Source organism: Desulfolutivibrio sulfodismutans DSM 3696 (assembly GCF_013376455.1).
Classification (GTDB): domain Bacteria; phylum Desulfobacterota; class Desulfovibrionia; order Desulfovibrionales; family Desulfovibrionaceae; genus Desulfolutivibrio; species Desulfolutivibrio sulfodismutans.
This window is the reverse complement of sequence record NZ_CP045504.1, coordinates 3826510-3847498: the sequence shown is the minus strand read 5'-3', so window position 1 is coordinate 3847498 and position 20989 is coordinate 3826510. Positions and strand designations below refer to the sequence as shown.

General features: G+C 66.6%; 16 protein-coding genes and 1 pseudogene. 7 read left to right on the top strand and 10 right to left on the bottom strand.

Features of this window, described 5'->3' with window-relative positions:
- Nucleotides 1-21 precede the first annotated feature (21 nt).
- Nucleotides 22-1299, top strand: a complete 1278-nt coding sequence (locus GD606_RS17590; protein ID WP_163301876.1) for an ABC transporter substrate-binding protein — start codon at nt 22-24, stop codon at nt 1297-1299.
- 533 nt (nt 1300-1832) lie between these two features.
- Here GD606_RS17590 and rnr read toward each other — a convergent pair.
- Complete coding sequence (gene rnr / locus GD606_RS17585; protein WP_163301912.1) at nt 1833-4202, bottom strand: ribonuclease R; 2370 nt, start codon at nt 4200-4202, stop codon at nt 1833-1835.
- Nucleotides 4203-4387: 185 nt separating this feature from the next.
- Here rnr and GD606_RS17580 point away from each other — a divergent pair, with 185 nt between their 5' ends.
- A complete protein-coding gene (locus GD606_RS17580) occupies nt 4388-4738 on the top strand; it encodes a hypothetical protein (RefSeq protein ID WP_163301877.1) in 351 nt (116 codons plus the stop codon).
- Here GD606_RS17580 and GD606_RS17575 read toward each other — a convergent pair.
- Nucleotides 4719-5591: a M48 family metallopeptidase gene (locus GD606_RS17575; protein WP_163301878.1), complete on the bottom strand. Its 873-nt coding sequence runs from the start codon at nt 5589-5591 to the stop codon at nt 4719-4721. The genes GD606_RS17580 and GD606_RS17575 overlap by 20 nt on opposite strands.
- Nucleotides 5592-5776: 185 nt before the next feature.
- On the opposite strand from GD606_RS17575, the gene GD606_RS17570 reads away from it, so the two are divergent.
- From GD606_RS17570 to GD606_RS17560, 3 genes are all read left to right on the top strand, one after another.
- Entirely contained in the window at nt 5777-7129 is a 1353-nt protein-coding gene (locus GD606_RS17570; RefSeq protein WP_163301879.1) for an SH3 domain-containing C40 family peptidase, read from the top strand.
- A 250-nt stretch (nt 7130-7379) separates the two neighbouring features.
- On the top strand, nt 7380-7841 hold the full coding sequence (dut, locus tag GD606_RS17565) for a dUTP diphosphatase (RefSeq protein ID WP_163301880.1): 462 nt from the start codon (nt 7380-7382) through the stop codon (nt 7839-7841).
- 40 nt (nt 7842-7881) lie between these two features.
- Nucleotides 7882-9081, top strand: coding sequence for an aspartate aminotransferase family protein (locus GD606_RS17560; protein ID WP_163301881.1), 1200 nt, complete (start codon nt 7882-7884; stop codon nt 9079-9081).
- 84 nt (nt 9082-9165) lie between these two features.
- Here GD606_RS17560 and GD606_RS17555 read toward each other — a convergent pair whose 3' ends face one another.
- The 6 genes and pseudogenes from GD606_RS17555 to GD606_RS17540 all read right to left on the bottom strand — a co-directional run bounded on the left by GD606_RS17555 (nt 9166) and on the right by GD606_RS17540 (nt 18385).
- The gene (locus GD606_RS17555) at nt 9166-9303 is read right to left on the bottom strand and encodes a hypothetical protein (RefSeq protein ID WP_163301882.1); all 138 of its coding nucleotides are present in this window, start codon (nt 9301-9303) and stop codon (nt 9166-9168) included.
- A 6-nt stretch (nt 9304-9309) separates the two neighbouring features.
- Complete coding sequence (locus GD606_RS17550; protein WP_163301913.1) at nt 9310-10629, bottom strand: histone deacetylase family protein; 1320 nt, start codon at nt 10627-10629, stop codon at nt 9310-9312.
- Nucleotides 10623-12302 (bottom strand): hydantoinase/oxoprolinase family protein, encoded by a 1680-nt coding sequence (locus GD606_RS20645; RefSeq protein ID WP_163301883.1) that lies wholly within the window; start codon nt 12300-12302, stop codon nt 10623-10625. The genes GD606_RS17550 and GD606_RS20645 overlap by 7 nt, the downstream gene beginning before the upstream one ends.
- A 203-nt stretch (nt 12303-12505) precedes the next feature.
- A complete protein-coding gene (locus GD606_RS20970; protein WP_374190894.1) occupies nt 12506-12718 on the bottom strand; it encodes an Hpt domain-containing protein in 213 nt (70 codons plus the stop codon).
- Nucleotides 12719-12975: 257 nt separating this feature from the next.
- Nucleotides 12976-16701: pseudogene (locus GD606_RS17545) on the bottom strand (hybrid sensor histidine kinase/response regulator); the annotation flags it as partial.
- 394 nt (nt 16702-17095) lie between these two features.
- Complete coding sequence (locus tag GD606_RS17540) at nt 17096-18385, bottom strand: class II fructose-bisphosphate aldolase (protein WP_163301885.1); 1290 nt, start codon at nt 18383-18385, stop codon at nt 17096-17098.
- A gap of 293 nt (nt 18386-18678) precedes the next feature.
- On the opposite strand from GD606_RS17540, the gene GD606_RS17535 reads away from it, so the two are divergent.
- Both GD606_RS17535 and GD606_RS17530 read left to right on the top strand, forming a co-directional pair.
- Nucleotides 18679-19587 carry a DMT family transporter gene (locus tag GD606_RS17535; RefSeq protein ID WP_163301886.1) on the top strand — a complete coding sequence of 303 codons (909 nt, stop codon included), beginning with the start codon at nt 18679-18681 and terminating at the stop codon, nt 19585-19587.
- Between the two features lie 174 nt (nt 19588-19761).
- Nucleotides 19762-20190 carry a flagellar protein FlaG gene (locus tag GD606_RS17530; protein ID WP_163301887.1) on the top strand — a complete coding sequence of 143 codons (429 nt, stop codon included), beginning with the start codon at nt 19762-19764 and terminating at the stop codon, nt 20188-20190.
- Between the two features lie 155 nt (nt 20191-20345).
- Here GD606_RS17530 and GD606_RS17525 read toward each other — a convergent pair whose 3' ends face one another.
- Together GD606_RS17525 and GD606_RS17520 are read right to left on the bottom strand one after the other, a co-directional pair.
- Complete coding sequence (locus tag GD606_RS17525; protein ID WP_163301888.1) at nt 20346-20741, bottom strand: type II toxin-antitoxin system VapC family toxin; 396 nt, start codon at nt 20739-20741, stop codon at nt 20346-20348.
- Entirely contained in the window at nt 20738-20965 is a 228-nt protein-coding gene (locus tag GD606_RS17520; protein WP_163301889.1) for a type II toxin-antitoxin system Phd/YefM family antitoxin, read from the bottom strand. Before GD606_RS17520 ends, GD606_RS17525 begins: the two co-directional genes overlap by 4 nt.
- Nucleotides 20966-20989 lie beyond the last annotated feature (24 nt).

Sequence of the window (20989 nt, the reverse complement as noted above, 5' to 3'; positions counted from 1 at the left end):
AAGTCCCGCAAGGAGACGGTCATGCACCCCACCCTGTCGCCCGATAAGGGCCGTTCCCGTCCGGGCCGCCTCGCGGCCGCCCTCCTGATCCTGGTTGCGGCCATGATCCTTGGCGCGCCCCAGGCCATGGCCCAGAAAGGCGGATACACCCTGGGGGCGCTCGTGCCCCTGACCGGCCCCCTGGCCGCCAGGGGCCGCACCGCCCAGGCCGCCCTGAAGCTGGCCGAAACCGATATCCGTAGCTACCTGGCTGGCGCCGGGTCCGGCGAATCCTTTTCCATCGCCATCGAAGACACGGGCTCCAACCCCGGCAAGGCCCTGGCCGCCCTCAAACGGCTGACAGACAAGGGCATCCGGCTGGTCGTCGGCCCGGCCAGCGACGACGAGACCGCCGCCGTGGAGGAGTTCGCCTCTCAAAAGGGCATCGCGCTCATAAGCTACGGCAGCGCCGCCCAATACCTGGCCAGAAAAGACGATCTGCTGTTCCGCCTGTGCCCCTCCAACACCTATCAGGCCGAGGCCCTGACCGCGCTGATCAAACAGGAGGGCCACACGGTCATGATCCCCCTGTGGCGCGGCGACACCGTGGGCGACGAGCTGGTGGTCCACGCCAAGGCCCGCTTCAAGCAGCTCGGCGGCGAGGCGGCGGCCGGAACGCGCTACAATCCCGACCGCACGGACTATGCGGCCATCCTGGACGAACTGGCCAGGGAGACGGAAAACATCCGGGCCGCCAATCCCAAGGCCAAACCGGCCATCGTGTTCGTGGGCGGAGGCGAGGTGGCGCCCATCTTCAAGCTCGCCGCCAAGCATCCGGTCCTGGCCGGACTTCCCTGGTTCGGCAGCGACGCCACGGCCTTAAACGACGACATCGCCAAAGACCCCGAAAGCGCGGCCTTCGCCCTGCGCACCCGGTTCACCGCCCCGCGCTACGGCGAGGGAGGGGCCAACGTCTACACCCAGATCGAACGGCGCATCGCCAAAGAGACGGACCAGTTCCCCGACCCCCAGAGCGCGGCGGCCTACGACGCGGCCTGGCTGGCCTTCCTGGCCGCCCAGACCGCCGAAGCCCTGGACCCGGCCACGCTGAAGCGGTTCATCCCGCTTCTGGCCGAGCGCACCTACGGGGTCACGGGCTGGCTGGCTCTTAATGAATATGGGGATCGCCGGGAAGATTGGGACTTCGATTTCTGGGCCCTGGGCAAGGACGGGGACACCTACTTCTGGGAAAAAATCGCCCGCTACCAGCTCGAACCCGGACTGCCCAAGGAACTGTACCTCGGATCGCCCAAAAAGTAGCAGGGCGTGGGGTATGCAGGGGTGGATGGGCCAGGGGTCGTAAGAAAGCCTCCGGCGGCCAAAGGGGACACGTCCCCTTTGGAATCCCCGAACGGTGAAGCCCATTTCCGCCGCTACACCTCTGTGCGGATGGCCGCCCCGGCATCACTTTGCGGATGACCGCCGCTGCACTTCTCTGCGGATGGCCGCCGCCGCTTCGTGCGGATGATCGCCGCTGCACTTCTTTGCGGATGACCGCCGCCGCTTCGTGCGGTTGATCGCCTATCGGCCAGGGCTCCCAGGCCGGGCGAGGGGTTTGCGCAGGGCGCGGCAGGCAGGCCCGAGCGAAGCGACGCATGGCCTGACGCCGCGCCGTGTCGCAGGCCCCGAGCCCGGCTGACAAGCGGCCACCTGGGCCCGGCTGACCAGCGGACACCCGGGCCGGGGGGATGCCTCCGGCGGCCAAAGGGGACACGTCCCCTTTGGAATCCCCGGGCGGTGAAGCCATCTCCGCCGCACCACGCCGCCGCGCCCGAGCCCGGCAAAGTCACATCCTACCGCTTCCGCCTCCGGCCCCTGCGGCGCGACGAGCTCGACCGCTTCGGCGCGTCGCCGGACTCGGCCGCCTGTGCGGTCCTTGGCGCGGCACCTGCGCCGGGCGCTGCGGACGTTTTTTTCGACCGCTTCGACTTCGTTGACTTGCCCTGCTCTCCCGAGCCGCCTGACCGGCCCGACCGGCCAGAACGCCCCGACTTGGAGGATCCGGCGGCCCGGGGCTTGCCCTTCCTGCCCCCGGGCTCTCCCATCTCGCCGCCCTCGAGCAGCCGCAGATTGACCTCCAGCCGGTCGATGCCCACATCCATCAGCTCCACGGTGATGGTCTGCCCCAGCCGGAAGGCCCGCCCCGTGCGTTCGCCCAAAAGCTCCTGGCGCTCGGGAAAAAATCCGTAATAGTCGTCGGTGATGGTGGACAGCCGGACCATGCCCTCGGCCATGACCTCCTTGAGCTCCACCCAGAACCCGAAGTCGGCCAGCGACCCGATGACCCCGGTGAACTCCTGCCCCACCTTGTCTTCCAGAAAGAGCACCGTGATGCGCTTTAAAATCTCGCGCTCGGCCTCCATGGCCACCCGCTCCCGGCGGCTTAAGTGCTCGGCCGCCTTCTGGAGCTTGATCGGGCTGATCCAGCCCGGGCCCTCTCCGGCCAGGGCCTTTTTGATGGCCCGGTGGACGATAAGGTCGGCATAGCGTCGAATCGGCGAGGTGAAATGGCAGTAGCAGACCGAGGCCAGCCCGAAATGCCCTTCATGGCGCGGGGAATAGGAGGCCTGCATCATGGTGCGCAGGGCCAGACGGCTGACCAGAAAATCCAGGTCCGTCTCCGCCGCCGCGCGCAACATCAGGTTCAGGTCGCCCGGGCCGGGCTCGGCCGGAAGCGACGTGGCCAGGCTGGTGGTTCCCAAAAGCTTGAACAGGGCCTCAAGCTTGGCCGGGTCGGGATCGGGATGGATGCGGTACAAAAGGGGCGTTTCCTGTTCCGTGAGAAACCTGGCCACGGCCTCGTTGGCCGCGATCATGAATTCCTCAACGATCTGGTGCCCGAAATGGCGCACCCGGGGCCGGATGTCCACGGGTTCGCCGTCGAGATTGAAATGGATTTCCGGCTCGGGCAGATCGAAGTCCAGGGTGCCGCGCTCCTGGCGCAGGCCGCGCAGCAGCCGGGCCAGCTTCTCGGCCTTTTCCAGCATGGGCATAACCGGGGCCATGGTCTTGCGCGCCTCCTCGTCGCCCAATAAAAGCCCCTGGTTCACCTGGGCATAGGTCAGGCGGGCCGCGCTTTGGATCACCGCCGTATAGAAGACGGACTCCCGGATGATCCCCTTGTCGGAGAATTTCATGTCCGCCACCATGGCCAGCCGGGGCACATGGGGATTGAGGCTGCACAGCCCGTTGGAGAGCCGCTCGGGGAACATGGGCTCCACGGACTGGGGGAAATAGTAGGAGTTGCCGCGTTCCAGGGCCTCCTTGTCCAGGGCTGAACCCTCGGGCACGTAGTGGGACACGTCGGCGATGGCCACCCGCAGGCGGTAGCCCCGGGAAATTTTCTCCACATGCACGGCGTCGTCGAAGTCCCGGGCCTTGGCCCCGTCAATGGTCACGAAGGGCACCTTGCGCAGATCCTGGCGACCGGCGAAATCGGCCTCGCCCGGTTCTTCGGGAAGGGCCCCGGCCTCGGCCAGGGTGCGCCGGGGGAAGGTCGAGGGCACCTCGTGGTTGATCTTGACCAGCTTCTCCTGCACGGCGGCGTCGCGCTGAGGGCCCAAAAGGGCCGTGGCCGAGCCGGAATAGATGCGGTATTCCAGCTTCTCCCCGGCCGTGACCGTGATGATGTCCTCCAGGGAGGGCTCTTTGCCCCCGGCCGCAGGGCGGTAATCGGCCATGAAGCTCATGGGCTGGCGGGGGTCCGTGGGACGGCACAGAAAAAGATCCTTGCCCATGCGTTTGATCACCCGGCACGGAAAGGCGTTGTGGCCCCGCTCGAGGATGCGGGCCACCCGGCCCTCATGATTTTTCCCGGTGCGCTCCCGGGTCACGGCGGCGGCCACCCGGTCGCCGTGCCAGGCGTCGCCCATGTCCCTTTGGGAGATGAACAGATCCTTGCGGCGCTTGTCGTCGGGGATGACGTAGCCCACCCCGGAACGCTGGATTTCCAAGCGCCCGACCATCAGATTCATGCTTTCGGTCAGGCCGTAGGCCCGGTCGATGCGAATCAGCCGTCCTTCCTCAACCAGATCGTCCAGGATATCGCGCACCTGCTGGCGGCGCACCCGGCCCGCCCGAAGGCCATCCACCACCTCGTTGTCCGACAGGGGCCTTTTGCGTTCCCGAAAAAGCCTGATCACCGCCGCCGGGCTGACGTCCATGGCCTGTTCGCGGCCCTGGCCCGCCTCATCATCCTGATAGTTTCCGTCGTCGTTGCTCCGTTTTCTTGCGGCCACCTGGCCTCCTTGCCGGATGCTCCCGGCGGATTCTCATGGCGGGCATTCTCGCCCCGCCCGTCGTTTACGGCAATGGCTCCGTATGCTATGCGCGTTTCCCGGAGAAACGCATGCACGATACCGGATGTATTCTCGTCGGTGAATTCCAGTTTGGACCGGAGATCAGCTTCGCACGGTTAGGGGAACTGGAAGACATCCTCAAAAACGCGATCATGGAGCTGCTTGGCGGCCTTGGCGCGACCCATCTGGAACTCGGGTCGTCCGGAGACTTCCTGCGATTCCAAAGCCAGGCCCCGCCGCTTGCCCCCGAAGAACTGGCGAAGGCCTGCCGCTTCTTCATCCCGCTTCTGGACGCAGGCGTCAAGGGCCGTGTGGTGTGCGTCCCGGATGAAATGGGGGACGTGACCACGGCCTTTTTCTCATGCTGCAGCGTCGAATTGGTTACGACAAAGGCCCCGTAATCCCCCGCGAGAACCACAAGGGCACGTAGTGCGCCCCGTGTCGCAGGGCTGCATCCAGTTCCCGGCAGTCGGGCACAATGGCCCGCACGGCCCCCCAAAAGCGTGGGGAATGGTCCTGATGCCGGGTGTGGCACAGCTCGTGGATGAACACGTAGCGGGCCAGGACGGCGGGCAGAAAGGCCAGATTGACATTGAGGCTCACCCGCCCTCCGGCCGTGCAGCTTCCCCAGCGGGTGCGCTGCTGCCGGACCCGGGCCGAGACGAAGGGCAAGCCCGTCTCCTGGCTCGTCTGGCGCAGGGCCGAAACCAGAAGCGGCCCGGCCTTGGCCTTCACAAAGGCGCACAGCGCCTGCCGGGCGGACTCCAGGGGCTCGCCGCCCGCCACACTCCCGACCTGGGGCCCGGCCAGGGACACTGCCAGACGCCCGGCCCCCATCTCGCGCACCCGGCAGGTCCGGCCCGCCGCCTCGCGGGCAAGATAGTCCACCCGGTATTCCAGCCCAAGCGCCGTCAGGGGGATGCGCCGGGGCATAAGCACGGGCAAAAGCCCCGGCAGTTCCCCCGAGGCCGCAAGCCTGGCCGCCGCGTCCTCGATCCAGGTCCGCCGCGACTCCACGGCCACGGGCAAAAGCTCAAGGTTGAAACCCGCCGGAACCACGATCTCCAGGCCCCGTGCCGGCAGCATGCGCAGGATCACGCCCCCGGCCCGACGGCTGAGGCGGACGCAAACCGGCACGGGCATATCGAGCATGCTCGCCACCAGACGCGAGGCCGCCGCCGTCTGCCGCGCCGTGGCCGTGGCCACGACGTGTTTTGTGGCCCCCGGGCCGCGCCCTGGGGCGGATATGGCCATGCTCGCCTCCCTGTCCCGACCTGCGGCCCGCCGCCATGTTCCGGCGCGCTTTTTACGCCGCGTCCCAGGCCATCCCCGATGCGTTTCCGGATAGACAACCGGGACGTCTTGCGTCAAGAAAAAGCCCAGGTCCAGCCCGCGCCGGGCGACGCCGAATCCGCCACCGCCCCAAGGAGCCCGTGTTCATGAACCGTCGGTTGTCCGCCCTTGTCCTTGTCCTGTTCGCCATCCTGGCCGGATGCGCCCCGAAGACCGCCCCGACCCCCCAGCCCACCGCCGTACGCGGCCAGGGCGAGGTGGAGGATCTGCGGGTCATCCCCCAGAAAACCATGTGGTTTGCCGAAAAAAACTCCCCGGACAAGCCCCTTTTGAGCAAGGAACAGGCCGCCATGCGCCTGGACGAGTTCACGGCCTCCCAGTTCAAGCCCTGGACCCAGGAAAAGCCGGGCTACAGCCTCAAATCCGTTCTGGAACCTTTTGCGCAATACAAAAAGTCCCCGGGCTTCGACGAAAAAAACCGCCCCCGCGACCCGGCCTGGGCCGCAAACATGGAGCGCGAGGCCGATCTGCGCGGCTTCCCCCGCCTGGCTCGCCAGGCCGTGGCCGTCCACAACACCAGCATCCGGGCCATGCCCACGGCCGGGGCCCGGTTCAACGATCCGAGCCAGCCCGGCGAGGGCTATCCCTTCGACTATCTGCAACACTCGGCCGTGCACCTGGGCACGCCCCTGTACGTGTTCCACGCCACCCGCGACGGTTCCTGGCTCCTGGTGGAGACGCCCTACACCTTCGGCTGGATACCGGCCCCGGACGCGGCCTATGTGGATGAGGCCTTCATGCGCGAGTTTATGGCCGCGCCCCTGGCCGCCGTCATCCGGGACAACGTGCCCCTGCCCGGCGGACAGGCGGCGGACATCGGCTGCGTGCTGCCCCTGGCCGGGAAGTCCGGCCAGGGCGTAAGCGTGCTGGTCCCCGCGCCCGGCCCGGGAGGCTTGGCCGTCCTGCGCCAGACCACCCTGACGGCCCAGGACGCGGCCCCCATGCCCCTTGCGGCCACGCCCCGCCAGATCGCCCAGGTGGCCGACCGCATGATGGGCCAGACCTACGGCTGGGGCGGCATTGACGACAAACGCGACTGCTCGTCCATGGTCCGCGACCTGTTCGCCCCCTTTGGCATCTACCTGCCGCGCAATTCCAGCGCCCAGGCCAAGGCGGGCCCCACCATGTCCCTGGAGGAGCTCACCCCGGCCCAGAAGGAGGACGCCATCCGGTCCCGGGCCGTGCCGTTTGCCACCCTGGTGTGGATGCGCGGGCACATCATGCTCTATGTCGGGGAATTTCAAGGAAAACCGGCGGTCTACCACAACATCTGGGGACTGCGCACCCTCATGGCCGACGGCCGAGAAGGCCGGCTGGTGCTGGGCCGGGCGGTGATCACCACGCTTCGGGCCGGGGAGGAGGTTCCCGAGGTCAAGCCTGAGCGGCTGCTTATCAACCGGGTGCTGGCCCTGACCTTCCTGGCCCGGCCGGGGTATTGACGACCCGGCCCCGGTTTTCGAACCGGGGCCTTTCACCCCTTTCTTTCCGGCCGACCTCTTCCGGCGCACAGCACGGGAAGAGGTCGGCCGGGGGCAATCATATCCCCCGGGTTCTGCAGCAGCCGCACCGCTTCATACTGGCGGTTTCCGACAGCCTGGGCGGTTCCGTCGCCCCTCTTCCCCTTTGGGACGAAAGGGGATAGCGTGCCTTCCTTTCCGTTTTCACCCGCAAACCGCACGGAGTCGCCCCATGCCCTGCCAGCTCGTCAAGCCCGTGCCCGTGCGCGTCAAATATCTCCGGGACACAGCCTCGCCCCCGCACCGGGGCACGGACCAAAGCGCCGGGCTGGATCTGTCGGCAGCCCTTTCCGTCGAGGTGGCCATCGCCCCCGGGGAGCGCGCCGCCATCCCCACCGGCCTGTCCATCGAGATCGGCCGACCGGGCATTGCGGGCTTCGTGTTCTCCCGCAGCGGCCTGGGGGCCAAAGACGGCCTGACCGTGGCCCAGGGCGTGGGGGTCATCGACCCGGACTACCGGGGGGAGATCATGGTCTTTTTGCTCAACACCGCTTCTGAGCCGCGCACGGTGCGCCCTGGCCAGCGCATCGCGCAGCTTGTGTTTTTGCCCGTTTTCACCGCCGAGATCCTGGCCGCCGACGAGCTGTCGGACACCGGACGCGGGGCGGGCGGATTCGGGCATACGGGCGAATAAGGGTTCGCCCGATCATCCAACCCTAGTGGAGGACATGGCCATGGCTGACGCGTTTTCGGCGCTACGGGCCAGGGACGAGGCAAGCGTGATGCGGACCTACGGCCGCTATCCGCTGGCTGTCTCTCGGGCCCAGGGCTCCCGGCTGTTCGACCTGGACGGACGGGAATACGTGGACCTTCTTGCCGGGATTGCGGTGTGCAACCTGGGTCACTGCCATCCCGAGGTGACCGAGGCCATCCGCCGACAGGCCGGGGAGCTGGTGCATGTGAGCAACCTGTTTTTTCAGCGCGAACAGGTTGAGCTTGCCGAACGTCTGCTGGCCACCTGTCACTGCGGCAAGGCCTTTTTCTGCAACTCCGGGGCCGAGGCCAACGAAGGGGCCATCAAGCTCGCCCGGCGCTTCATGCGCGAGGTGCGCGGCCGGGAGGCGTACGAGATCATCACGCTTTCCGGCTCGTTCCACGGCCGGACCCTGGCCACGCTGACGGCCACCGGCCAGGACAAGATCAAGCACGGGTTCGCGCCGCTGCCCGAGGGGTTCGTCACCGTGCCCTGGGGCGACCTGGACGCCGTGCGCAGCGCCATCCGGCCCGAAACGGCCGGGGTCTTGATCGAGGTCATCCAGGGCGAGGGCGGGGTCAATCCGCTGCCCAGGGACTACGTATCCGGCCTGGCGGCGCTTTGCCGGGAGCGGGGCATCCTCTTCATGATCGATGAAATCCAGTCCGGCATGTGCCGCACGGGCAAGTTCTGGGCCTTCCAGCACTACGGCGTCACGCCCGACATGTTCACCTGCGCCAAGGCCCTGGCCAACGGGCTGCCCATGGGGGCGCTTCTGGCCACGGACGAGGTGGCGGCCGGGTTCGTGCCCGGTAGCCATGCCACCACGTTCGGCGGCACGCCACTGGTGTCGGCGGCGGCGGCCACGGTGCTGGAGGTCATGGTCCGGGAGCGGATCGACGACCGGGCCAAACGCGTGGGCGACTACGCCTGGGGGCTTTTTACGGACTTGCGCCAGACCTATCCGGACAAGATCGCAGGCGTGCGCGGCATGGGGCTTATGATCGGCATCGAGTTGGCCTTTCCGGGCCAGGCGGTGTGGCGGGAGCTTCTGGACCGGGGGTTCGTCTTGAACCTGACCCAGGAGCGGGTCTTGCGGCTTCTGCCGCCTTTGACCATCCCGCGCGAGGATCTGGCCCGCTTCGCCTCGGCGCTTGGGGCCGTGCTGGGGGCGCTCTAAGGCCGCCGCAGCCGCAAAACACGAAGAACATCGCCCCCGCCCGGGATTTCCGGACGGGGGCGTTTTATCTTGGGAAGTCGGCTGCTAGCCGAGTTGCCCGGCCTTGTAGACCTCGACCCCTTCCGTGAGCACCCGGGCTACGAAATCCGCCGCACCGTGGTGGTCGTACGCATCACGGGAAAAGGGGATGGGCTCCAGGGCCGGGTTGACGCGCCGTTTCAATCCGCCCTACCCACCGACCCTCTCGTACCGCTTCCCGGCCCGGTCGATGAGCCGCGACACCTTGTATCGCCCGCTTTTCGCCCCTTCCTCGAAGACCCGCTCCCCCTCGGACCGGCAGCGTGGGCAGGCCCGGATCGGTATCTGCACCCCCAGGCAAAGCGGCGTGCGCGACGACTCGGACTCGATCTTGAGCACCCCCGGGCAGTCCGGACACACCAGCACGCTCTCGGTCTGGTATTCCGTGATGTGGTCCGTGTCGTAATAAAGCGTTTTCCGTCGCACGAACCACTCCCCCACCATCTCGCCGCTACGCTGCCTGGGCGGCGGGTTTTTCGCCAGCTTGCGGATGTCCACGCACTGCCGCCTGATGTAGTCCGTGACGGCCGAGCCCTGGCGCACCCGGGACGGCTCGAACCCCGGTTCGCGCACATGGGAATAGTCCAGCCCGGCCATGGACAGGACAATGCCCAGGTTCACGTAGGGCAGCGCGCCCTGGATGGAATAGCCGCCCTCGAGCACGGCCAGGTCGGCGTTCACGATCTCCGTGAGTTTGGCGTAGCCCTGGGCGGAAAAGGCCATGTCCGTGATGGGGTCGGAAAAGTGGTTGTCCTGCCCGGCGGAGTTGACCACCAGGTCTGGTTTGAAATCGTCCAGAAGCGGCCGGATGAGGTGCTCGGCCACATACAAAAACCCCTCGTCCGAGGTGCCCGGCGGCAGGGGCACGTTCACCGTGGCCCCCAACGCCCCCGGGCCGCCCAACTCGTGGGCGAAGCCCGTGCCCGGATAGAGGGTGCGGCCGTCCTGGTGCAGGGAGATGAAAAGCGTGTCCGGATCGTTCCAGTAGATGTCCTGGGTGCCGTCGCCGTGGTGGCAGTCCGTGTCCACGATGGCCACCCGAAGCGGCCCGTATTCCTCGCGCAGCCGCTCGATCATCACCGCTTCGATGTTGATGTTGCAAAAGCCCCTGGCCCCGTGCACGCATTTCATGGCGTGGTGCCCGGGCGGGCGGACCATGGCGAAGGCCTTGGCGGCCTTTTTCTCCATGAAAAGCCGTCCGGCCCGGATGGCCCCCCCGGCGGACACCAGGTGCGAGGGGCTGACCACCCCGGAAGTCTCCGGAAAACAAAAATGCACCCGGTCCACGTCGGCTTCCCCGGCCACCTCGGGTTTGTATTCGCGGATGCCAGGGATGTCGAAAACCCCCTCCTCCTTAAGCTGGTCCAGGGTATAGAGCAGCCGCTCCTGGCGTTCGGGATGGGTGGGGGAGATGGCCCAGTCAAAGGCCGGGAAGAACACGATGCCCAGTTCGCGGGCCGCTTTCAGCACGGACACGTGACCGCCTCCCGATACTGCGGCAAAACGCCCGGCCTGACCTGGCACACCACCCGGATGTTGCGCCCCAGAAAGGTCGAATCGTCCACCATGTTAAACGATGACCGCTCCACCGTCTCCACCGGGGCCTCGTCATCCTCCGCCCCGAGATAGCGGACATGCTCCCGTAAAAGCGCCGTGGCGTCGGCCTCGGCCGCGGCCAGATCGTAGTCCCGGCCCACCTCCCGGGACAGCCCCAGGCTCGGAACCACCATGCGCCCCCGGGCCGTGTCCGCGAAAAGCTCCACGGAAAAGGTGGGCCGGGCCAGGGCCGCGCCCACGGCGTTGGCCACGGCGAAGTTCTCCGGCACCACCACCTCCTGGGAGAAGGCGTCCTGCAAAAGGGCGGAGAGGGCCAGGGCCGGGCCGCCCATGACGTAGACCTTGGTGGGGGCCACTTTGCGGCCTTCGAGCATCTCGTAGATGGTATAGACCGGACGGTCGTTGATCTCGCGCACGAACCCGGCCACCTCCTCGCGGATCTTGTTCACGGCCGCCGCGATGGCGTAGTCGGCCAGGGTTTCGGGGTCCAGGCCCGAGCCCTCGGCCAGGGCGGCCATGCCCGTAAACGAGGCGGCCACGTTGCCGTAGGCGATGACGTTTTGGACATTTAGGGCATCCACCAATGTGGGATGCGCCCCGCCGAAGGCCATGGGCGGCCCGAGCCGCTTGGGGCCCACCGTGACCCCCTGGGGCGTGACGTGGATGGCCGAATCGCCGCCCACGCCGATGGATTTGACCCGAAGCGCCCGCACCAGGGTGGGTCGCCCGGAGATGGCGATGCCCTCGCGCTCCACCAGGGGGGCCGAGCCTGCGAACACGGCCATGTCCGTGGTGGTGCCGCCGATGTCCAGGATCACGGCGTCCTCGCGGATGTCGCAGATGGCGATGATGCCCATGACCGAGGCCGCCGGGCCCGACAGGATGGACTGGATGGGCAGTTGCCGGGACATGGACAGGGGCATGGTGCCGCCGTCGGCCTTGAGCACGTTGATGCGCGGCCGCAGCCCCATGGACAGGACGCTTTTCTGCACGGCGTCGGCGAAGCGGTTATAGAGCCGCCACACGGCGCTGTTGAAATAGGCGGTGTTGATGCGCCGCCCGAATCCCAGGCGGCCCGAGAAGTCGTGTCCCATGGCCACGTAGTCGGCCAGGGGATGCACCAGCTCCTTGATGCGGTTTTCGTGGGCCGGGTTTCGGGTGGAAAATTTGGACACGGCCGCGAACACCGACACCCCGGCCTCCCGGCAGGCCGCCATCCCCCGGTCCACGGCGGCCTCGTCCAGGGGCCCCGTCTCCTCGCCCCGATGGTCGATGCAGCCTTCGGCCGTGAAATAGTGGTCCCCCACCCGGTACAGGGCCGGATCGATGCCCGGGCCGCCGGAGACGAACATGCCCACGGGCTCGGTGTCGCCCTCCACGATGGCGTTGGTGGACAGGGTGGTGCTCAGGTTCAGCCGGGAGACGCCCTCGGGCCCGGCCACGGAGACGATGCTTTCCAGGGCGTCTTTGATGGAGACAAGCAGGTTGTCGTGATCGGTCTTGATCTTGGCCATGGCCACAATACCCTGGCGGCCGATCAACACCGCGTCCGTGTGCGTTCCGCCGACGTCGATACCAAGCAGCATGCGCTCCCCCCGGCTGGTGTCCGTTCCGGCCAGGGGTCAGGGTGTCAGGGACGGGGCGAACTCGCCCCCAACCCGGCCATCCTGCGCGACGCGGCCGAAACGGATGCTTTCCACATATTCCTAGCAGGAAGCGCGCGCGCCTGTCGAGGCCGGGACGGGTTTGGGCGTCATGCCGCACCGCATACTGCGGCAAAACGCCCGTTCTACCGCAGCCGGATGTCGAGGTTTTCCAGGCAGGCCGACAGCTCGGCCAGCAGATCCTCCAGGTGCGCCCTGTCGCCGTCGTGCACGGCCTGCTCGATGTCCCGGCCCAGGATCTCAACGGCGGGAACCCCCATGGTGGCCGCCGAACCTTTGAGGCTGTGGCCGCCCCGGCGCACCGTCTCCAGGTCGCCCCGGGCCAGGGCCTCCCGCATGTCGGTGAGCCCCTGGGCGGTGGTCCGAAGAAACACGGGCACGATGGTCCGCAAGCGCTCTTTGACGTAGACCACCCGCTTGTCCGTCGTACCGGGCGCTCCTGGCGCACCGGGCGCACCGGGCGTCTCCCCGCCGGAGGCCTCTGGAGCCGCGCCTTCCTCCGGGGGGCAGCCCCACTCGGGCCGCCCGCCGACAGGCGGCCGCCCTGCGCCCGGTCGAAGCCGCGCCCAGGGAGGTAGGCGTCGAGCACCTGAAGGAGCCGGGCCTTGCCCACGGGCTTGGTCACGAAATCCGTGCATCCGGCCTCCAGGCATTGCCGCCGGTGCTCCTGGAAGGCATGGGCGGTCAAGGCGATGATGGGCGTGGCCAGACGGCCGGACTGGCGCTCCATGTCCCGGATGGCCCGGGTGGCTGCAAGCCCGTCCATACCGGGCATCTCCACATCCATGAACACCAGGTCGAAAACCCGGTCGCGGACAAGCTCCACGGCCTGCAGGCCGTTTTCGGCCACAAAGATCTCCACGGGCTGATCGGCCAAAAACAGCCTGACCACGTTGCGGTTGGCCTCGTTGTCCTCAGCCAGGAGGATGGTGGACGGCTTTCCGGAAAATTGCGGCCGGAAGGCCGGGGGATCCACGGACAGCGCCTCCCCGGCCGGGAAATCCGTCTCCGGGGCAACCAGCCGGGAGGTGTCGGGAACGCTCCCGGTTCGCGCCACCTCCAGCATGGCCGTGAAGCTGAAGACGCTGCCCTGGCCCTCCTCGGAGGTCACGCTGATGGCGCCGCCCATGAGGTCCACCAGCCTGCGGCAGATGGCCAGCCCGAGTCCCGTGCCGCCGTACTGGCGGGAGGTGGACACGTCGGCCTGGGTGAAATGCTCGAAGATGTCCCCCAGCACTTTTTGCGGAATCCCGATGCCCGTGTCCGTGATGGTGAACCGGGCCAAAAAGCCCTCGCCCGGGCCCGGGCCGCCCGTCCGAGTCGTGGCGGCGTTGCGTTCCACGCGCAGGCGCACCTCGCCGCTGACCGTAAATTTCAGGGCGTTGCCCAAAAGGTTCATGAGCACCTGGCGCAGTCTGGCCGGATCGCCGACGACGAAGTCCGGCACGTCGTCCGCGATGGCCCAGGAGAACCCGAGCCCCTTGCCCGTGGCCCGGAAGGCCGCCAGATCCGCCACCCGGCGCAATTCTTCGTTCAAGGAAAAAACCACATGTTCCAGTTCGATCCGCCCGGCCTCGATCTTGGAGAAGTCCAGGATGTCGTTGATGATGGCCAAAAGCAGCTCGCCAGCCGACTGGAACGAGCTCACGTACCGGCGCTGCCGGTCGCTTAAGCCCGACTCGGACAACAGGTCGGCCATGCCCATGATGATGTTGATGGGGGTGCGTATCTCGTGGCTCATGCGGGCCAGGAATTCGGATTTGGCCATGGCCGCCTGTTCGGCGGAAAACTTGGCCTCGCGCAGGCGTTCCTCGGCCGTCTTGCGCTCCTCGATCTCCCGACGCAGGGCCAGGGTCCGTTCGTCCACCATGGCCGCCAGCTCCAGCCGCTTGCGCTCCACCCGCGACAACCGCAGCCGGTAGAAAAGCCACACCCCGCCCAGGGCCGCCGCCAACACTCCGAAACGGAACCAATACGTCTTCCAATACGGCGGCAACACCCGGACGATCAGGGATGTTCCGGTGTCGTTCCAGATGCCGTCGTCGTTGGAGGCCCGCATGTGCAGCACGTACCGGCCCGGGTCGAGGTTGGTGTAGGTGGCGTAGCGCCGGGTCGAGGGCTTGCTGTAATCGCGGTCGAAGCCCTCGAGCTTATGGGAATACTGGTTCTTGCTCGGATCGGCGAAGTCCAGGGCCGCATAGGTCACGGTGAACCCTCGGTCCAGGGGGGAAAGCTCGATCTCCCGGACAAAATCCACCGCGTCTTCCCCGGTGTGGGGGTGGTCGGTGATGGCGATGGCGGTGACCGCCACGGGCGGGATGTGGGGGTTTTTCTCCACCTCGCCGGGAATGAATCCGTTGAGGCCCCTGACCCCGCCGAAAAACATCTCCCCGGAATAGGGGTCACGGTAGTCCGCGTTCATCCAGAACTCCACGCCCTGGAGTCCGTCTTTGGACGTGTAGTTGCGAAACTCGGCCACCGCGGGGTCGAAACGGCTCAGGCCCTTGAAGGTGCTCATCCACAACACCCCGGTCTCATCGCGCAGGATGGCCTGGATGCCGTCGTTGTAAAGGCCGTCGGCCTTGGTGAAACGGGTGAACGTTTCGGTTTTCGGGTCGAAGCGGTTCAAGCCGTTGTCCGTGCCCACCCACAACATGCCGTCCGACATCTCCACGATGGGCGTGACCCGGTCGTTGGACAGGCTGTGCGGATCGGAGGGGTCGTTGTCCCAATGCCGGAAGGTCTGGCTGGCCCGGTCGAAGCGGTTGAGCCCCTTGTTGGTGCCGATCCACAGGGCGCCGTCCGCGGCCTCGGTGATGTGCCGCACCCGGTCGTGGCTGATGCTTTGCGGGTCGCCGGGATCGTGCTTGTAGCGGCGGCATTTCCCCGTGGCCGGATCCAGGCGGTTTAGGCCCCCCTTGCTGGTTCCGATCCACAGGATGCCGTCGCGGGTCTCGGCCACAAACCAGATCTTGTCCTGGGACAGGCTTTCAGGATCATCCGGGTCGTGGCGATACTTCTTCCAGGCTCCAGAGGGCTCGTCGTACAGGTTCAGGCCGTTGTCGGCGGTTCCGGCCCATATCCTGCCGGAGCGGTCCCGCAAAAGGCTTGTGACCTCGTCCTGGGAGAGGCTGCCGGGGTCGTCTGGATCGTGGCGGAAGACCTGCCGCGTGCCCGCCCGGCGGTCCATGACCGTGATGCCGCCGTCCCGGGTGCCCACCCAGAGGCGTCCCCGGGTGTCCATGGTCACGGCGCTGACCTCGGCCCCGGAGAGTCCCCGGGGGTCGTCGGATTTCTTCCGATACAGGTCGAAGGCCCGGGTCTTGGGCGAAAGCTTGCTGAGTCCGGCCGTGAAACTGCCGAACCACAGGATGCCCGAGGCGTCCTCCACGATGCCCCGGATGTCGTTGCCGCAGATGCTCATGGGATCCGTGGGATCGTGCGTGTACATGACGAACGGGCCGTCGGGCCTGGCCCGTTGGGCCAGCCCGGCGTCCGTGCCCACCCACAGCACGCCCCGGGAATCGACGAAGGTTGAGGACACGGCCCGCCCCGGAAGATGCCCCGCCACGCTGCCGCTTTGCAGATCGATTTCGTAGAGGCCCTGCCATTCCGTCCCGGCAAAAAGCGTCGTGCCGCCTTGCAGGTACAGGCTGGCGACGACCGGCGGGCCGACCCGCGCCGTCCCGTTGGTCACCGCGCCCGGCTGGCGGGCGTCCAGGGGCATGGGGGAAAAGGTCTTGGTCGCCGTGTCGAACCGAAACAGCCCGGCGCTTGTGCCGACGAAGAGCATGCCGCCGGGGCCCGCCGCCAGGGACAGGATCTCGTCGGCGGGCAGGCGTTGGTCCGGAGTCGTCGCCTGGCGGTAGGTCGTAAAGAGCTTTCCGGCCGTATCAAAGACGGCCAGCCCCCCGAAGGTGCCCACCCACAACAGCCCCGAGGCATCCCGGCACAGGGCCCGCACCTCGTCGTGCGGCAGGCTGTGGGGGTTGTCCGGGTCATGACGGTAGTGTTGGAACCGGCCGCGCCTGGCGTCGAAAAAGTTCAGGCCGCCGCTTTTGGTTCCCACCCACAGGGAACCGTCGAGGTCCGGCAACACGGCCCGGATATTGGCGTCGGAGATGGCGTCGGGGTTGCCGGGTTCGGCGTAATGGACACGGTATTCGTAACCGTCGTGGCGCACCAGGCCGTCATAGGTGCCGATCCACAAAAAGCCCCGGGTATCGACCGTGATATTGAGCACCGAGGACTGGGGAAGCCCGTCCTCCACCGTGACGTGGTGAAACCTGGGCTGGGCCGCAGCCGGGGACGGATTCGCCATGTCCGCCAGAACCAGGGCCAGGACGAACACCGAAAAAAGGGCCGCAGCCACGGCGGACGTCCCCGTGACGACGCAGGGCCTCCGGCGGCGTCGCGCCGAAACCCATCCGGCCCTTCGCCGATCAGTCTGGCCTCGTCTGCCTGCCCCTGGACGCACAGCACCTCCGACCTTGCCGACTCCGCTTCCCCGCCCGGTCTCTCTCCCGTATGCACTACGTACCGGCCAAAGCTTCAAAACGCAACGAGTTGTCGATTATTTCCACTTATAAACCGATACGACCCGCCCCCAGGGTACGTCCCCGATGCCCGATGCCCGACGACGCTGCGCTCCGACAGATGCGGCGGCCGGGGAAGCGTTGCGCATCCCCCGGCCGGTTTTTTCGCCGCAACCGGAATCAGTCGTCGAAGTCCCCTTCCAGGCCCTTGTCCGAGGACAGGTTTTTGGCCCGGGCGGCGGCCTTCTCCGGGGTCCACGCGGCCGGATCCTCCAGGCGGGCGGCCTTGGGGCCGAGGTCGTAGGTTCCGGCCTTGGCCAAAAGGGCCCGGCCGATGGCGCCGGTGCCCGAGGCGTTGAAGACGTCGGCCAGAAGGCCGTACACGAAGTCCTCCACGGCCTGGACCATGCGCTCGCGGATATCGGCGGCCTGTCCGAGAATCTTGTTCTCGAAAACGATGTTGAGCTTTTTATAGTTGCCGCCTTTGATCCCATGGGCGTCGGCATAGGCCTTCATCTCGGCCCACAGTTCCTCGGAGACGCCCTGGCCCGGCACCTTCACCAGGTCGCCGGAGGCGTCCAGAATGGCGTTGCCGTAGTCGTTGACCTTGACCCCCCAGGAAATCATCTGCAGGGCGGTGGCCACGTTGGCCTTGGTGGTGGCGGTCTTGGCCGCGATCTCGCGCAGGCGCTCGGAGGAGTTGCCCGAGGTGCCGTGCTGGGCCCCGGACAGGCCGTACTTGGCCAGGGCGGCGTGGATGCTGGCGGTCAGCTCCACCTGGATGCCCGAGGCGCTGGCCTCGATGCCGTGGGTGGTGCCGTTATTGAGCGCAATCCAGTCGGGATGGATGCCGTGGGCGTTTAAGCCCGCGATGAGGAACAGGGCCTCGGCCGGGGTGGACAGGCCGGAAGCGCCTTTGATCTCGCCCACTTCCGTCTCGTATCCGGCCCAGGCCGGGACAAGGGGGGACAGGGCGATGTTGGCGGCCAGGTTCTCGGCGTCGGGCAGATGGGAGGCGTCGATGGCGATGGAGGTGACGCCCGCGTCGAACAGGGAGGGGATCTCCACCCGGGCCGGGCCCAGATCCTTTTCGGCCTTGATGCCGTAGTGGTCGGCATGGATGGCCACGGGCACGGCCACGCCCAGTTCGTTCATGACCGCGTCGGCCTGGCGGGCCAGGTTCCACAGGCTCACGGGGCAGTAGGCGTTGGCGCCGCCTTCGGACCTGGCGATTTCCAGGATCACGGCCGCGTCGGCGCGTTTGGCGGCCCGAAGCACCCCGCGCAGGGTGATGTGGCTTCGGCAGTTGGCGGCGATGGTCATGGCCTTGCCTTTTTCCCGCATGGCCCGATCAATGACCTTGCCGCTGACGAGAAGGGCCTTGGAATGGGGAAAAAGCTTTACGACATTGGGCGGGCGGCCAACGGCCAGGGCCTTCTCGAAATCGGGGGGGCAGGTTGTGTCGGACATGGGATTCTCCTTGGCGTCGTGTGTTGCATCCGGGGGTCGCGCCGCGAAACGCTCCGCCCCGCCCGTACAAGGTCGGGCAGGTGTCGCATCGGGTCATGTCCCGGGTCATTTTTGCACCTCGGAGGATAAGTTATATTCCAAAGTCCGTCTATGTACAGCCCCGGGGCCTTGCCGCCGGTTTCTCTCGGCCGGGATGCATACCCGGGCCTCCCTGGGAAATCCTTTTGCCTGCGCATCGGATTCCTGGTAGGCAACCCTGCTTCGCGTAACCGTTTGTTTCAGGGAGAGATGTCATGGCCGCCGGATATGCGTATGTGCTGTGCGCCGCCGTCCTGTGGGGACTCATCGGCCCGGCCTCCAAGCTGGCCTTCGAGGCCGGCATGGCCCCTTTTGAGGTGGCCTTTTGGCGTACGGCGCTGGCCTGGGCGCTTTTCGGAACCCACGCCCTGGTCTCCAAAGACCTGCGCCTGGACAAAAAGGACATCCTTCCGGTGGCGGCCTTCGGGATCTGCGGCATCGCCGGACTTTTCGGCTCGTACGTCTATGCCGTGAAGCTGGGTGGCGCGGCCATGGCCTCGGTCCTTTTGTACACGGCCCCGGCCTGGGTGGCCCTCATGTCGTTTTTTCTGCTCAAAGAACGCATGGGCCCGTTCAAGATCGCGGCCGTGGCGGCCACCATCCTGGGCGTGGCCGGCATCAGCCTGGGGCCCCGGCTGGCCGGAGACGTGGCGGGCAGCGTGCCGGTGACCGTCGCCTCGGTTTTGGTGGGGCTTTTGGCCGGGTTCACCTACGCCCTGTATTTCATCTTCGGCAAGCTGTACCTGTCGCGCTACAAGACCCCCACGATCTTTTTCTACGCCCTGCCCATCGGGGCCCTGGCCCTTCTGCCCTTTTTCGAACTGCGCCTGCCAAGCCTCTCCGGCCTTGCGGCCTGCGCCTTTTTGGCCCTGTGCTCCACCTATGGGGCCTATTCCGTCTATTATGCGGGACTTAGGCACCTGGAGGCCACCCGGGCGGCGGTGGTAGCCACCATCGAACCGGTGGTGGCGGCGGGGCTGGCCTGGATCATGTTCGGCGAGGTGTTCACGCCCGTGGGGTATGGAGGCAGCGCCTTGATCCTTTTGGGCGTGCTCCTGGCCATCTGGGAGGGCGGACGGCAGGCCGTTCGCGTGCCCAAGTCGCTTCTGCCCCAAAAAAACTGATCTGGCCCCGACGGGGCATCCCTCTGACTGGGCTGCCAAAATCCGCTCCACGCTACACGATCCGGCCCACGATCCCGGCCCTGGGATTAAAGAACGACCCCGGCGAAGCCGATAAGACAGGCAAAAGGAGTCGCATCTTGCACCAACGGACAGGCGACGGCCAAAGGATCGGCCATGATGGACATCATCATCAACGCAAATATGTCGAGCGACGTCCGGGACATGGGCGGCGCATCTGCACAATCCGCCCGGGGCGACCCAGCCGCGGCCCGGTTCTGGAATGATTCCAAGGTTGCGGGGCCGACCGCCCGAAACCAGAACGCATCAGCTGCCGGATCAACAGCAAACCAGTCCTCGGACGCCCTCGGCACGGCTGAGGCGGAACGCATCGCCAGCGCCCTGCGCGACGTCAAAAACCGCATCCGCACCGACACCACCTCCCTGCACCTGCGCGTGGATGGCGACTCCGGTTCGGTCCAGGCCGAAATCGTCGACGCCGCAACGGACAAGGTGATCCGCAAGATCCCGTCCGACGAACTGCTGCGCCTGGCGGCGGCCATCAAGAAGGGGAGTTCGGCCGCCATCTACGACGGCACGGCGTAAGGGGCGGGGGCGGCACCATCTACGACGGCACGGCGTAAGGGGCGGGGGCGGCACCATCTACGACGGCACGGCGTAAGGGGCGGAGGCATACCGCATGGCCCGGAGAGGACGGCGCGGACGGCCTGCTCAGGGGCGGTTCTTTTTCCTTTATGTAGTCAATCCATCCAGAACATGTCCACTCCATATAAAGGCAAACAGGCGTCCCGGCTGACCAAGGCTGCGGGAAGCGCCATGGCCTGGGTTACGAGCAGCCGGTCGAACGGATCTCTGTGATGCAACGGTAATAAAGCGGATACGATCATCTCGTCCGCTGATGGATCAATCAGTATGGCCCCCGACAATTCGAGAAAACGGTTTTTCCACATGGCAACGTCGGCGATTTCCACCCGCCCCTTGCGAGCCAACAACGCCAATTCCCAAAAAGACACCGACGAAACGAACACCCCTCCGCTTCCAGCCAGATCATCCAATGCGGCCCGGAAACCGGCGGACATATTTTCGCCAGTTGACCAGAACACCATGGCATGGGTGTCGAGAAGACAACGCTTCACGCCAGATCGCCCCACTCGTCGGGCATGGGGGAAAACGCCTCGTCAGCCGGCACCAGGAGTTTCGGCCCTGGGGGCATCTTCGCCCGCCAGTCGGGACGCTGCTCTGGGAGAATACGCGCCACGATCTTGCCGCCTTTGGTGACGGTCACTGTTTCTCCCTCGCCCACCTTCTCCAGCAGGGAAAACAGATTTCTCCGGAGATTGGTCGCCGTGGTTTGGATCATGACTTTCTCCATGTGTACATATCT

Bases quoted from the DNA above. Each gene is read 5' to 3' on its own strand.
- GD606_RS17590 (WP_163301876.1), top strand. From the start codon at position 22: ATGCACCCCACCCTGTCGCCCGATAAGGGCCGTTCCCGTCCGGGCCGC.
- rnr (WP_163301912.1), bottom strand. From the start codon at position 4,202: ATGGACGTCAGCCCGGCGGCGGTGATCAGGCTTTTTCGGGAACGCAAA.
- GD606_RS17580 (WP_163301877.1), top strand. From the start codon at position 4,388: ATGCACGATACCGGATGTATTCTCGTCGGTGAATTCCAGTTTGGACCG.
- GD606_RS17575 (WP_163301878.1), bottom strand. From the start codon at position 5,591: ATGGCCATATCCGCCCCAGGGCGCGGCCCGGGGGCCACAAAACACGTC.
- GD606_RS17570 (WP_163301879.1), top strand. From the start codon at position 5,777: ATGAACCGTCGGTTGTCCGCCCTTGTCCTTGTCCTGTTCGCCATCCTG.
- dut (WP_163301880.1), top strand. From the start codon at position 7,380: ATGCCCTGCCAGCTCGTCAAGCCCGTGCCCGTGCGCGTCAAATATCTC.
- GD606_RS17560 (WP_163301881.1), top strand. From the start codon at position 7,882: ATGGCTGACGCGTTTTCGGCGCTACGGGCCAGGGACGAGGCAAGCGTG.
- GD606_RS20645 (WP_163301883.1), bottom strand. From the start codon at position 12,302: ATGCTGCTTGGTATCGACGTCGGCGGAACGCACACGGACGCGGTGTTG.
- GD606_RS20970 (WP_374190894.1), bottom strand. From the start codon at position 12,718: ATGCGGGAGGCCCTGGCCCGGGGCGACCTGGAGACGGTGCGCCGGGGC.
- GD606_RS17540 (WP_163301885.1), bottom strand. From the start codon at position 18,385: ATGTCCGACACAACCTGCCCCCCCGATTTCGAGAAGGCCCTGGCCGTT.
- GD606_RS17535 (WP_163301886.1), top strand. From the start codon at position 18,679: ATGGCCGCCGGATATGCGTATGTGCTGTGCGCCGCCGTCCTGTGGGGA.
- GD606_RS17530 (WP_163301887.1), top strand. From the start codon at position 19,762: ATGATGGACATCATCATCAACGCAAATATGTCGAGCGACGTCCGGGAC.
- GD606_RS17520 (WP_163301889.1), bottom strand. From the start codon at position 20,965: ATGATCCAAACCACGGCGACCAATCTCCGGAGAAATCTGTTTTCCCTG.